We start from the raw sequence: 13579 nt of genomic DNA on the forward strand, positions 1-13579 counted from the left end.
GAACTCTCACCAGGGTTGCCTTCAGAAAAAGGCAGAATTGCTTTGTAATTCAACTCCTTACCATACGCGCCGGACTTGATGCCAGCTTTTGCGTAGGGCAAAGGGAGGTCATTGTACATAGCCCCTTGGTCGACCACAAATCTTAGCGGCCAACTAGTGAAAGTCGATGTCGCAAAAATGAATGAATGAACCAGGAGGTCGTGCTAGCGACCGCCTGGTCAGAAGGCGGGGGATCAGGCTCGCGAAGAACTAGCGAGCCATCTCCTGCTGAATGCTGGCGAAGGTCTTGGGCCAGGGTTTGCCAGCCTGGACCTTGGCCGGCAAGGCCTTGATCGCGGCCTGTGCGGCGGCACGATTGGCAAAGCTGCCGTAGGTCACCACATAGAGTGCCTTGCCCTGGTGCTGCTTCTTGAAGTAGCGGTACTGGCCGCCGTTCTGCTGCACGAAGGACTTGGCGCTGCTCTCCGAGCTCGTACCAAGCACCTGCAGGGCAAAGTGGCTGCTTGCCTGGCTTCGGTACCAGCCGTTACCCGCCGCACCGCCGGTAGCGGCGGCAGGCGCTGGTGCAGGCTTCTCGGCCGGTTTGGCTACAGCCTGAGCCGGGACTGGGGCTGGGGCTGGGGCTGGGGCAGGCTTGGTAACCGGCGCTGCAGTCGGAGCCGGAACAGCCGGCTTAGGTGCAGCTACCGGCGTAGCTGGCGCAGCAGCAATGGGCTGCACAGGTGCAGGCAGCGGCTTCGCCGAAGCAATGGGCTCGACGGGCGCGGTAGGCGCCGGGCCGGCCTGTACACCTTGCGGCGGTGCGGTACTGGTTACGGTAGGCGGCACTGCTGCGCCACCTTCAGGTGCAGGGCCATCTTCCGGCTCACCCTGACCCGCCGCTTGAGCCAGGGGCTCACGGATCACTGGCTGAGCCTCACCGACCAGGGGCAACGGCAGCGGCTGGGAAGACCCCGCAAACTCGACAGCAGGCGAGCCCGAGTCACCCTGACCGGGCGCCTGGGCCTGGTCCAGCGGCAACTGCGCCGCCGTGGGGGCAGCCTCACCGGCGCTGTCGTTGCGCCCCTGCATCATCCAGGCCGCGACAACACCGACCCCGACCACAGCCAGCGCCAGCAAGTGTTTCCTGGGCAGACTGAAGCCCGCAGTCGCCTTCCGGATGGAGCCGCGCTGGGCAAGCATGGTTTCGATCAGAAGGTCGCGAGTCACCTGGTTGATCGACCCCGGCCAACCACCGGACTGTAGGTAGATATCTTCCACCTGCTCGTCGCTCAGCAGCTCAACGCCACGCCCTGCCCCTTCGAGGCGCTGGGCGAGATACTCGCGCGTCTCTTCCTGGCTATAGGGCTGCAGTTCGATGACATGGAAGCGTTCCTCACCTTCCACCAACGCGTCCAAGCGCGCCAGCAGGGAGTCCTCACCAAACAGGAACACATGGGCGCGCGCCTCGACATTGCCTTCGGCCAGGGCCAGCAGGCTGCCGAGCGATGCATCATCCAGTTCCTCGGCATCGTCCACCAGGAGGTAAACCTCCTGGCCAGTCAGCGCCAACTGGGCAACCTGAGCGAGGATGGAGCGCACATCCGCCTGGGTAATATTCAACCCCTGGGCGATCTGACGCAGCAAACCGCCCGCCTCGACCGAGGCACGCGCGGAAACCACCAGACTCTGCACGGACTGCTTGTTGGTACTGGCCACCAGCGCCTGGCGCAGCAGGGTCTTGCCACTGCCGTGCGGGCCACTCACCACCAGCATCAGCTGGCTGTAACGTGCCAGGTGATGCAGCTGGCCGAGCACGGGCTTGCGCTGGGCCGGGAAGAACTTGAAGCCAGGAACCCGCGCCGCGAAGGGATCGTGGGTGAACTGGTAGTGACCGAGATAGGCCTCGTCGGCGTGCAGGCTGCTCATGGGAATCCTTTAGTCTCCAAGCTGGTCGGCCAGGGCGCGATAGTCAGTGGCCAGCGTAGCCTCCAGCACTTCACGCGAATATTCGGCAGTCACGGCGGCCTCCCCGATCCGGCGCAACAGCACCAGACGCAATTGGCCATCGAGCACCTTCTTGTCTACGGCCATGTGCTGGAGGAATTGCTCCGGCGTCATGTCCGTTGGCGGCACGACCGGCAAGCCGGCGTTGCGCAGCAGGCGGATTGCCGCATCGCGCTCATCCAGGGAAATCCAGCCCAGGCGAGTGGACATCTCCAGCGCCATGACGGTCCCCGCCGAGACCGCCTCGCCATGCAGCCAGACACCGTAGCCCATCTGGGTCTCGATGGCATGGCCGAAGGTGTGCCCCAGATTGAGGATGGCGCGCAGGCCGGACTCGCGCTCATCCACACCGACCACTCGCGCTTTGGCAGCGCAAGAGCGCTCGATGGCTTCGGTCAGGGCGCCAGCGTCGAGGCCGCGCAGAGCCGGCATCTTCTCGGCCAGCCAGGGCAGGAAGTGCTCATCACAGATCAGCCCGTACTTGATCACTTCAGCCAGACCTGCAGACAGCTCGCGCGCCGGCAGAGTAATCAGGCTGTCGGTATCGATGATCACCGCCTTGGGCTGGTAAAAGGCACCCACCATGTTCTTGCCCAGCGGGTGGTTGATCCCGGTCTTGCCCCCGACCGAAGAGTCCACCTGGGATAACAGGGTCGTAGGCACCTGGATGAAGTCCACGCCACGCTGGTAGCACGCAGCGGCAAAGCCGGCCATGTCGCCGATGACCCCGCCGCCCAGGGCGATGACTGTCGTGCGGCGATCATGACGCGCACCCAGCAAGGCGTCGAAGATCAGTTGCAGCGTTTCCCAGTTCTTGCGGGCCTCGCCATCGGGCAGGACGACGGGCAGGACGGAATAGCCCTGCAACGTCTCGGTCAGCCTTTGCAGATAAAGGGGAGCCACGGTCTCGTTGGTGACGATAGCTACCTGACGGCCGGCGATGTGCGGCGTGAAGAGTTCCGGCCGCGACAGCAACCCGGAACCGATATGAATGGGATAGCTACGCTCGCCAAGATCGACTTGAAGTGTCCGCATGGGGCCCCCGGTATAAAAAAGGGCTAAAGGATAGCGCAGTTCCGCCTGCGCTTTAACGGGGCGGCAATTCCTGCAGGCGCGCCAGTATTTCTTGCACCACCAGGCGCGGCGGCCGTTCGTCGGTTTCGATGATGATGTCGGCGATCTCCCGGTAGAGAGGATCGCGAATCGCCATCAGGTCGCGCAGGACCTTTCCCGGGTCAGCCGAACGCAACAGCGGCCGATTGCGATCCCGAGCGGTTCGCTCGATCTGCTGCTCGACTGAGGTATGCAAATAGACGACTCGCCCACCGGAACGCAGGGCCTGGCGATTGGCCGGACGCAGGACTGCGCCCCCGCCGGTCGCCAGGACGACGCCGTCTTGCTCACAGAGTTCTTCGATCATCGCCTGTTCGCGATCACGAAAACCCTGCTCACCCTCGACGTCGAAGATCCATGGGATATCCGCTCCGGTACGCTGTTCGATTTCCTTATCGGAGTCCTTGAAGGGAAGTCGCAGTTCTTTAGCAAGCAAACGCCCGATGGTGCTTTTTCCTGCTCCCATCGGGCCGATCAGAATCAAATTTCGCACCGATATCAGCGACTCACCGCAATGGCCTGGTTGTTCATGATGCGGGGAGTGAGGAATACCAGGAGCTCGGATTTCTTGTCCTGAACCACGTCGCGACGGAACATGCGGCCGAGGAAGGGCAGGTCGCCGAGGAAGGGCACCTTGTCCACCGCCTTGGTTTGGGTGTTGGAGAATACCCCACCTATGACAATGGTTTCACCATCGCTGACCAGTACCTTGGCATTGACCTCGTTTTTCTTGATCGGCGGTACACCGTTCAGCGCGTTGGCGAAGTCCGGCTCATCCTTGGTGACCTTGACCTCCATGATGATGCGGTTGTCCGGCGTGATCTGCGGAGTCACTTCCAGGGACAGGGCCGCTTCCTTGAAGGAGGTGCTGGTGGCGCCGCTGGAGCTGGCTTCCTGGTAAGGCACTTCGGCACCCTTCAGGATCTTGGCGGTTTCCTTGTCCGAGGTAACCACCTTCGGCTGCGACACGATCTCGCCATTGCCAGTCTTCTCCATCGCCGACAGTTCGAGGTCGAGAATGGTGTTATCGGTGATGAAACCGATACCGATGCTGGAGGTGGCCCCCGTGGCACCCAGATCGACGAAGGGCGCGCTGGCGAGGTTCACGTTGCCGGCCTGGTTAGCAGCCGGACGACCAGTACCACCGCCGCCGATGACGAAGTTGTTGTCGCCGATGCTCGCGCCGCGCCAGTTGACGCCCAGGGCCTTGTCATAATCGACGTTGGCTTCGACGATGCGTGCTTCGATCATCACCTGGCGAACCGGAATATCCAGTTGGGTGACGATACGACGCAGCTCGTCCAGCTTGTCCTGGGTCTGATAGGCAATGATGCTGTTGGTACGGTCATCCACCGTGATGGAGCCGCGCTCGTCAGTGCCGGCAGCACTCGGATCACCGCTGGTGACGGACTGGAACAGCTTGGCAATATCCGCAGCCTTGGCGTAGTTCACCTGGATCAGCTCGCGACGCAGGGGCGCCAGCTCGGCGATCTGCTTCTGCGATTCCAGCTCCTGCCGCTCGCGCGCGGCGATCTCGTCAGCCGGCGCAACCAGCAGCACGTTACCGACCTTGCGCTTGTCCAGACCCTTGGTCTTCAGCACCAGATCCAGCGCCTGATCCCAGGGCACATTCTGCAGGCGCAGGGTGATGTTGCCCTGCACAGTGTCCGAAGCCACCAGGTTCAGGTCCGTGAAGTCGGCAATCAGCTGCAACACCGAACGCACGTCGATGTCCTGGAAGTTCAGCGACAGCTTCTCGCCGGAGTAGGCGAAACGCTCAGCCTTGCGCTTTTCAACATCATCCTGGGTCAGCGGCTTGATGCTGACGGTCAGTTTGTTGTCGGTCTGGTACGCCAGGTAATCATAGAAACCGGTTGGCTCGATGCTAATGCTGGCATTGTTGCCAGAGCCGGACGCGCTGACGAACTGCACCGGTGTGGCGAAGTCCTTGACGTCCAGACGCACGCGCAGGGGCTCAGGGAGCTGGGTCTTGGAGAAGTCCAGGCGAATCTTGCCACCTTGTTCCTGAATGTCCGGGCTGACGCTAGGGTCGGACAGCGTAATGACCACATTGCCTTCACCCTGGTCGCCACGCTGGAAATCGATGTTCTCGATTGCGCGGCCGGCACGAGCGTAGCTCTTGACCGGCTGCGATGCGGCCAGCGGAGCAGCCGTGGGCGCCGGGGCTGCGTTGGCGGCGCGGGACGCGGCCGGTGCGGAACCGGCATCACCCACCAGCACGTAGAGATTTCGACCATCCACACGGGTGCTGTAAGGCGCCAGGGTAGACAGGTTGATGATCAGGCGGGTGCGATCCTTGGCTTCGACCACGGTCACGCTGCGGGCATTGCCCACGCCCAGCTCGCGGTTCTTCGTACCCAGCTTGTTGGATACACCCGGCAGGTCCAGGGCAATACGAGCGGGCTGCTCGATGGTGTAGCCGCGCGGAGCGGCCACCGGCTCGTCGAATGCCAGCTTGAGTTCAACCCTGTCGCCCGGCAGGGCCGCAACATCCAGTGCCTGCAGGTTCGCAGCCAGCAGCGCTGGCGACAGCAGGGCGGCCAATAGCGTGATACCTAGGCGCGATAGCGAGCTTTTCATCATCTGGTTCCGTTGTGCAGACCGGTAGTTATTCTTCATCGGTTCACCTCGCCCTCAAGAGCGCTCCCTTAGCGCGAGACTCCGCGGACGCTCCAGCCATCCGCCCTCCCCGTCCGGGACGATTTCGACCACATCGACCTTGGCTTCGTCGATGGAGACGATGCGGCCGTGGTTGCGCCCCAGGTAATCCCCAACCTTGACCCGGTGCACCCCTCCTGCACCACTGACCAGGGCGAAAGTTCCCGACGTATTGGCCAAGGTGCCCACCATCTCGAAGGACTCGATATTGAAGCCCTCGAGGAACTGCTTGACCCGGGTTTCATCCGGATGAATGTCCTTGGAGCCTTTCTGCTGCTTGGCCAGATCGATCTTGATCGGCGGCTGGAAGGGGCTACGCAAGGCCGCAGCACTGTAGGTGAACGCCTCATAGGGCTGGAATTTCGGCAAAGGCTCGATATTGCCCTTGGGACGAGCGCGTACCTCGTCCATGTAGCTTTGCAGATCGCTGAAGTCGTTGCCGACGCCGCAACCGGAAAGGCTGGACAGCATCAGGGCGCAGAGCGCCAGGCGGGCGCGGGCACTACTCATTTCTGCAGCCCCTTGTCGTTGTAACGATAGGTCTTGGCCAGGATCGACATGCGCAGCTTGGAGTTGCTGTCTTCAGCAACCGGCTTGATCTCGAAATCATGCAGCGTAACGATTCGCGGCAGGCTGGCGACACCACTGACGAAGGTAGCCAGATCGTGGTAACCACCCACCACAGATATCTGGATCGGCAACTCGATGTAGAACTGCTGGGTGGCTTCGGGCAGGAGCTTGATCTCTTCGAACTCCAGACCGCTGCCCAGGCCGGTGCGGGTAATGTCTTCCAGCAGGCCGGGCACTTCGGTATCACTGGGAAGCTGGCGCAACAGCGCGCCGAAGGAGGTTTCCATCTCCTTCATCTGCTCTTTGTAGGCTTCCAGGTTTGCCGCCTGGAAGGCCTTGGTCGCGAACTGCTGCTTCAGGGATTCCTGCTCGGCACGCTTGGAGTCCAGCTGAGTCTCAAGATCCTTGAGATGGAAGTTGTAACCCAGCACCAGAACCAGGATCAGCAACAGAATGCAGGTAATGACCTTTACGGCGATGGGCCAGGAGCCCAGGTTGTTGACGTCCAGGTCGGCCAGATCGATCTTGCGCAGGCTATCGAGGGAGTCGGAGAAACTCATTTCGCGGCTCCTGTGGTAGCAGCGCTTTGCTTGGCAGCGCCGTTCTTGTCCTGCTCGTCTTCGGCGCCCGGCTGGGTCTGCTGCACGGTGAGCTGGAAGACGTTGGCCTGATCGACCGCACCTGCGGTGACTGCCTTGACCTCGGTGAGGTTCGGCGACGTCAGCCACTCGGACGCGTCCAGGTTGCGCATCAGGTTGGAAACCCGATTGTTGGATTCTGCGGCACCGACAATGGCGATGCTCTTTCCGGACATTTTCAGACCGGTAAAGAAAACGCCGTCCGGCAAGGTGCGAACCAGTTGGTCGAACACGCGACCGATGATCGGCCGGTTGCCCTGGAGGTCCTGAATGATTTTCATACGCTCGAGGAGTTGCTGGCGGCGCGTCTTCAGCTCGCTGATCTCCTTGATCCTGGCGTCTAGGACAGCGATTTCCTTGCGAACGAAGTCGTTGCGCGCCTGCTGATTCTCGATTGCATTGTTCAGATACTGGTCACCCAGGAACACCGCGCCAGCGCCCAGCGCCAGAACAGCTCCCAATGCCACCAGGAAACGCTGCTTGCGCTCCTCGCGTAGCTGCTCGCGCCAGGGGAGTAGGTTGATGCGCGCCATCAGTCGAAACTCCTCATCGCCAAGCCGCAAGCAATCATCAGCGCCGGTGCATCGCTGGCCAGTGCGCCAGCATTGACCTTGCTACTCAGTGCCATGTCGGCGAAGGGGTTGGCAACCAGGGTCGGGGTGCCGATCTTCTGCTGGATCAGGCGATCCAGATCAGGGATGGACGCAGTACCACCCGCCAGGAGAATGTAGTCCACATCGTTGAACTGCCCTGCAGCGAAGAAGAACTGCAGCGAACGGGAAACCTGCTGAACAACGGCATCCTTGAACGGTTGCAGAACCTCGCTGTCGTAGTCGTCCGGAAGACCGCCCTGCTTCTTGGCAAGACCGGCCTCTTCGACCGAGAGGCCGTAGCGGCGCTGAATCTCCTCGGTCAACTGGCGACCGCCGAAGAGCTGTTCGCGGGTATAAATGGTGCGGCCATTGTGCAGCACGCTGAGGGTTGTCATGGTGGCACCGACATCGACGACCGCGACCGTCAGCTCATCATGGCCCTCGCCAAGCTGGGCGGAGAGCAGCGAGTAGGCCCGTTCAAGCGCGTAAGCCTCGACATCGACCACCTTCGCAGTGAGTCCGGCCAGGGCCAGTGCGGCCTCGCGAACTTCCACGTTTTCCTTTCGGCAAGCGGCCAGCAGCACGTCGACGCGTTCCGAGTTGCGCGCAGAGGCGCCTTGCACCTCGAAGTCGATGGCCACTTCTTCCAGCGGATAGGGGATGTACTGGTCAGCCTCGATCTTCAGCTGGTTCTCCAGGTCATCATCGGAGAGCCCGGCTTCCATCTCGATGGTCTTGGTGATCACAGCCGAACCCGCCACGGCCACTGCAGCGGCCTTGACCCCGGTACGCGCCTTGGTGACCACGCGAGCAAGCGCCTGGCCGACGCCCTCCAGCTCCGCGATGTTCTTTTCGACCACCGCGTTTGGCGGGAGCGGCTCGACGGCGTAGGACTCCACTTTGAAGCGGCTTCCCGAGCGACTCAATTCAAGGAGCTTGACTGAGGTCGAGCTGATGTCGATCCCCAACAGCGAATTCGCTTTCTTATTGAAGAGCCCTAGCACGACCGATTTCCTATCAGCGTCCGAGACTTACGGACGATTTATGTTTTTCCACATTAAATAGCAGTCTTGACAGAAGCGCAAATGGCTCCCCCGGAAAAAAAACGCTTATAATGTGATCGGCTTTTGCCTTTTATCATCGTCTACCGCTTAACCCATTCTTTTACCTGGAAATCCACACGCCTTGATGCGCCTGCTGAAGTTTTTCTGGTGGTCTTTCGTTGCCGTTTTCTGTGGCTTGTTGCTCAGTTTCAGCGGCGCCTACCTCTATCTTAGCCCCAGCCTTCCGTCCGTCGATGCGCTGCGCCGAATCCAGCTGCAGATTCCCCTGCGCGTGTACAGCAGCGACGGCAAGCTGATCGCCGAATTCGGCGAAATGCGCCGCTCCCCGGTGCGTTTCGCCGACATCCCGCCGGACTTCATCCAGGCCTTGCTTGCCGCGGAGGATGACAATTTCGCGAACCATTATGGCGTCGACCTCACGAGTCTGATGCGCGCTGCCACGCAATTATTGAAGACCGGACACATCCAGACGGGCGGCAGTACCATCACCATGCAGGTGGCGAAGAACTACTTCCTCACCAGCGAAAGAAGTTTCTCCCGAAAGATCAATGAAATATTGCTGGCCCTTCAAATTGAACGGGAACTCAGCAAAGACGAAATTCTTGAACTTTATGTGAACAAGATCTACCTCGGTAACCGCGCGTACGGTATCGAAGCGGCGGCCCAGGTGTATTACGGCAAGTCCATTCGTGAAATCAGCCTGGCGCAGATGGCCATGATCGCCGGCCTGCCCAAGGCGCCCTCGCGCTTCAACCCGCTGGTCAACCCGACACGCAGCAAGGAGCGCCGCGACTGGATTCTCGGTCGCATGTACAAGCTCGGACGCATTGACGAAGCCCGCTACCAGCAGGCGATCAACGAGCCGATCGACGCCAGCTACCACGTCCCCACGCCGGAATTGGCGGCACCGTACATCGCCGAGATGGCCCGCGCCGAAATGGTCGGCCGTTATGGCAGCGACGCCTACACCGAAGGCTTCCGCGTTACCACGACCGTGCCCAGCGATCTGCAACAAGCCGCCAGTACCTCCCTGCGCGAAGGCCTGATCGACTACGACCAGCGCCACGGCTACCGCGGCCCGGAAACCCGCCTGCCCGGAATGACCAAGGAAACCTGGCTCCAGGAACTGACCAAGCAGAAGTCCCTGGGCGGTCTGGAACCGGCCATCGTTACCCAGGTAGAGAAGAGCGGCATCCTCGTCCTGACCCGCAGCGGCCAGGAAGAAGCCGTGAGCTGGGACAGCATGAAATGGGCGCGCCCGTTCCTCAACACCAACAGCCTTGGCGCCCGCCCGCAGCAGCCGGCCGATGTCGCGCAGGTCGGCGACCTGATCCGCGTGCAACGCCAGGCCGATGGCAGCCTCCGCTTCGTCCAGTTGCCTGCCGCCCAAAGCGCCCTGGTTTCCCTGGACCCGAATGACGGCGCCATCCGCGCGCTGGTCGGTGGTTTCTCCTTCGAGCAGAGCAACTACAACCGTGCAGCCCAGGCCAAGCGTCAGCCCGGCTCGAGCTTCAAGCCCTTCCTTTATTCCGCAGCCCTGGACAACGGCTTCACCGCCGCCAGCCTGGTGAATGACGCACCGATCGTCTTCCAGGAAGCCGGCATGGAAGAAGCCTGGCGACCAAAGAACGACAACAACACCTTTCTCGGGCCGATCCGCCTGCGTGAAGCCCTGTACAAGTCGCGCAACCTGGTGTCGATCCGGGTCCTGCAAGCCATTGGCATCGACTACGCGCTCAACTATGTCAGCCGCTTTGGCTTCAATAAGGACGACCTGCCTCGCAACCTGTCGCTGGCCCTTGGCACCGCCAACCTCACCCCGCTGGAAATCGCCGGTGGCTGGAGCACCTTCGCCAACGGCGGCTACAAGGTGCAGCCGTACCTGATCGAACGCATCGAGAGCCGCGACGGCAAGACACTGTTCGTCGCCAACCCTCCGCGCGTCCCTCAGGGCGAAGCCCAATCCAACGAGACCGCAGAGAGCAGCGCGGCGCCGGACACCCTGCTGGCCTCGACCGACGCCTCGGCACCGCAGACACAGCCCCCTGCCGTTGCCGAACGCATCATCGACCCGCGCACCACCTACATCCTCAACAGCATGCTGCAGGATGTGATCAAGCGCGGTACTGGCCGGCGCGCCCTGTCCATGGGCCGCGGCGACATCGCGGGCAAGACCGGCACCACCAACGAGTCGAAAGACAGCTGGTTCTCAGGCTACAACGCCGACTACGTGACGACGGTCTGGGTTGGATTCGACCAACCCGAGAGCCTCGGTCGCCACGAGTACGGCGGTACCGTTGCCCTGCCGATCTGGATGAACTACATGAGCGCTGCCCTGAAGGACAAGCCCGCCCATGTCCAGCCAGAACCCGCAGGCCTGCTGACTCTGCGCATCGACCCCCTCAGCGGTCGCGCCGCCAGCCCCGGTACGCCAGACGCGTTCTTCGAACTGTTCAAGAGCGAAGACACGCCGCCCCCCATGAGCGAACTGGAGCCCGGCCTGGCCATACCCGGCAGCCCGCTGCCCGCAGACGAAGCCGCACCCATCGACCTGTTCTGACGAACAGGTGCCCAATAAAAAGCCCCGCAAGTCAGACTGTGTGAAAACCTAGCAGTCCGCTGTCGAGATGAAGACAATGCCCGTATCGATCGATACGGGCATTGTCGTTTATGGGCTACATCCAGGGCGAGGGGCGCCAGCAGAGCAGCCTGTTTCCACCGACGCTGGACGAACTGGTTCCCGAGGACCATCTGGTGCGGGTGATCGAGGCCTATGTGGCCCGATTGGATTTGCAGACCTTGGGCTTCAGCAAGGCGCAACCGCAGAAGACCGGTCGTCCGCCCTACGACCCGGCGGACCTGCTCAAGCTCTACCGACTGGAGGCCGAGTGCCAGCGCAATGTCGAGGTCATGTGGCTGTTGGGCCGGTTGGCGCCGGACTTCAAGACCATCGCCGATTTTCACAAGGACAATGGCGCGGCCTTCCAGGCGTGTGACGACGCGGGCATCACTGCGTTTGTGCCGCCGAATCGGGGCGTCAACAACCAGGGCGGCGACACGCCGCTGTTTGACCGCGAGGCCTTTACCTGCGACGCGGCAAGCGACCGGTACCAGTGCCCGGCGGGCCAGTGGCTGCCGCTCAAGCAGGTGAGCGGTACGCAGCGCATCTACGCGGCCCGAACCGATTGCAGCGCCTGCCCGTTGCAGCCGCAGTGCACGAAAGCCAAGCGCCGGTACCTGAAACGGCTTTTGCGCGCATGCAGCAGCGGATGCAGGTGCGGCCGGAGATGATGGTCAGGCGCCGAGCCATCGTCGAACACCCCTTCGGCAACCTGAAGCAGTGGATCCTGGGCAATGGCCGCTTCCTGCTGCGCCAGTTGCACGGTGCCAGCACGGAAATGGCCTTGGCGGTGCAAGCCTATAACCTGAAACGAGCCATTCAGGTACTCGGTGCTGGTCGGTTGATCGAGTTGATGGACTGAGCCCGCGTTGCGCTTTCCTTTACCCCTGAAACGGCAACGCCCCGAACCAGTCGGGGCGTTGCGCTGGCCTCACATCAGGGCGTTTTCACACGACCTGATGTGCGCGGCTTTTTATTGGGACTCGGCTTAGCCGTTGAACACGTCATCCACCGACTTCAGCGGATAGTGCTTCGGATAGGGCAGGGTCGCCACGCCGGACTCGATGGCAGCCTTGGCCACAGCATCGGACACGACGGTGATCAGGCGCTTGTCCATGGGCTTCGGAATGATGTACTCGCGGCCGAATTCCAGGGAAGCTACGCCGTAGGCATCGCAGACGTCCTTCGGCACCGGCTCTTTGGCCAGGTCACGCAGGGCGTTGGCTGCGGCGATTTTCATTTCTTCGTTGATGCGGGTGGCGCGTACGTCCAGGGCACCGCGGAAGATGAAGGGGAAGCCCAGCACGTTGTTGACCTGGTTCGGGTAGTCCGAGCGACCGGTGGCCATGATCACGTCGCTGCGGGTCTCGTGGGCCAGTTCCGGCTTGATTTCCGGGTCCGGGTTGGAGCAGGCGAAGACGATCGGGTTGGCCGCCATGCGCTTGAGATCTTCCGGGCTCAGCAGGTTGGCACCGGACAGGCCAACGAACACGTCTGCGCCATCCAGAGCCTCGGACAGGGTGCGCTTGTCGGTCTCGTGGGCGAACACGGCCTTGTACTGGTTCAGGTCGTCACGACCGGCGTGGATCACGCCCTTGCGGTCGATCATGAAGATGTTCTCGACCTTCGCACCCATGCTCACCAGCAGCTTCATGCAGGAGATGGCAGCGGCGCCTGCACCCAGGCAGACGATCTTGGCTTCGCCCAGGCTCTTGCCAGCGATTTCCAAGGCGTTGAGCATGCCGGCGGCGGTCACGATGGCGGTGCCGTGCTGGTCATCGTGGAATACCGGAATGTCGCACTGCTCGATCAGGGTGCGCTCGATTTCGAAGCACTCGGGCGCCTTGATGTCTTCGAGGTTGATACCGCCGAAGGTGATGGAAATTCGCTTGACGGTGTCGATGAAGGCCTGCGGGCTTTCAGCGTCGACCTCGATGTCGAAGACGTCGATGCCCGCGAAACGCTTGAACAGAACGCCTTTGCCTTCCATCACCGGCTTGGAGGCCAGCGGGCCAAGGTTGCCCAGACCGAGAATTGCGGTGCCGTCGGAAATTACCGCTACCAGGTTACCCTTGCCGGTGTACTTGAAGGCCAGTTCAGGATCACGCGCGATTTCGCGTACCGGCTCGGCGACGCCCGGGCTGTAGGCCAGCGACAGGTCGCGGGCGGTGGCGGTCGGCTTGGTCAGCTCGACACTCAGTTTCCCGGGGCGGGGTTGGGCATGGTATTCGAGAGCGGCCGTTTTCAGATCAGACATTTTGGCATTTCCGCTTTTGCTTGTGACAGACGTAACGGGCGAGGATACGCAAGATGCAG

The 13579-nt window shown here is 61.8% G+C and carries 10 protein-coding genes and 1 pseudogene; 2 read left to right on the forward strand and 9 right to left on the reverse strand.

The annotated features are described in order from the left end of the window. Positions 1–249: 249 nt before the first annotated feature. The 8 genes from THL1_RS26285 to THL1_RS26320 are packed head-to-tail and all read right to left on the reverse strand — an operon-like array spanning position 250 to position 8583. Positions 250–1908 (reverse strand): AAA family ATPase, encoded by a 1659-nt coding sequence (locus THL1_RS26285; RefSeq protein WP_069085989.1) that lies wholly within the window; start codon positions 1906–1908, stop codon positions 250–252. Between the two features lie 9 nt (positions 1909–1917). Then, a complete protein-coding gene (aroB, locus tag THL1_RS26290) occupies positions 1918–3021 on the reverse strand; it encodes a 3-dehydroquinate synthase (protein ID WP_069085990.1) in 1104 nt (367 codons plus the stop codon). A 52-nt stretch (positions 3022–3073) separates the two neighbouring features. Continuing rightward, positions 3074–3592, reverse strand: coding sequence for a shikimate kinase AroK (aroK, locus tag THL1_RS26295; RefSeq protein WP_083246014.1), 519 nt, complete (start codon positions 3590–3592; stop codon positions 3074–3076). A 5-nt stretch (positions 3593–3597) separates the two neighbouring features. Beyond that, the gene (gene pilQ, locus THL1_RS26300; protein WP_069085991.1) at positions 3598–5700 is read right to left on the reverse strand and encodes a type IV pilus secretin PilQ; all 2103 of its coding nucleotides are present in this window, start codon (positions 5698–5700) and stop codon (positions 3598–3600) included. 54 nt (positions 5701–5754) lie between these two features. Continuing rightward, entirely contained in the window at positions 5755–6288 is a 534-nt protein-coding gene (gene pilP / locus THL1_RS26305; protein ID WP_069085992.1) for a type 4a pilus biogenesis lipoprotein PilP, read from the reverse strand. Further along, positions 6285–6908, reverse strand: a complete 624-nt coding sequence (pilO, locus tag THL1_RS26310; protein ID WP_069085993.1) for a type 4a pilus biogenesis protein PilO — start codon at positions 6906–6908, stop codon at positions 6285–6287. Before pilO ends, pilP begins: the two co-directional genes overlap by 4 nt. After that, positions 6905–7519 (reverse strand): type 4a pilus biogenesis protein PilN, encoded by a 615-nt coding sequence (pilN, locus tag THL1_RS26315; protein ID WP_069085994.1) that lies wholly within the window; start codon positions 7517–7519, stop codon positions 6905–6907. The genes pilO and pilN overlap by 4 nt, the downstream gene beginning before the upstream one ends. After that, entirely contained in the window at positions 7519–8583 is a 1065-nt protein-coding gene (locus THL1_RS26320) for a pilus assembly protein PilM (protein ID WP_069085995.1), read from the reverse strand. The genes pilN and THL1_RS26320 overlap by 1 nt, the downstream gene beginning before the upstream one ends. Before the next feature lie 184 nt (positions 8584–8767). Here THL1_RS26320 and THL1_RS26325 point away from each other — a divergent pair, with 184 nt between their 5' ends. Both THL1_RS26325 and THL1_RS26330 read left to right on the forward strand, forming a co-directional pair. After that, positions 8768–11203, forward strand: coding sequence for a penicillin-binding protein 1A (locus tag THL1_RS26325; RefSeq protein WP_162493739.1), 2436 nt, complete (start codon positions 8768–8770; stop codon positions 11201–11203). 110 nt (positions 11204–11313) lie between these two features. Then, positions 11314–12125, forward strand: a pseudogene (locus THL1_RS26330) (transposase). A gap of 126 nt (positions 12126–12251) precedes the next feature. Here THL1_RS26330 and THL1_RS26335 read toward each other — a convergent pair. Beyond that, the gene (locus THL1_RS26335) at positions 12252–13520 is read right to left on the reverse strand and encodes a malic enzyme-like NAD(P)-binding protein (RefSeq protein ID WP_069085997.1); all 1269 of its coding nucleotides are present in this window, start codon (positions 13518–13520) and stop codon (positions 12252–12254) included. Positions 13521–13579 lie beyond the last annotated feature (59 nt).

Source organism: Pseudomonas sp. TCU-HL1, from assembly GCF_001708505.1.
In the GTDB taxonomy this organism is placed as follows: domain Bacteria; phylum Pseudomonadota; class Gammaproteobacteria; order Pseudomonadales; family Pseudomonadaceae; genus Metapseudomonas.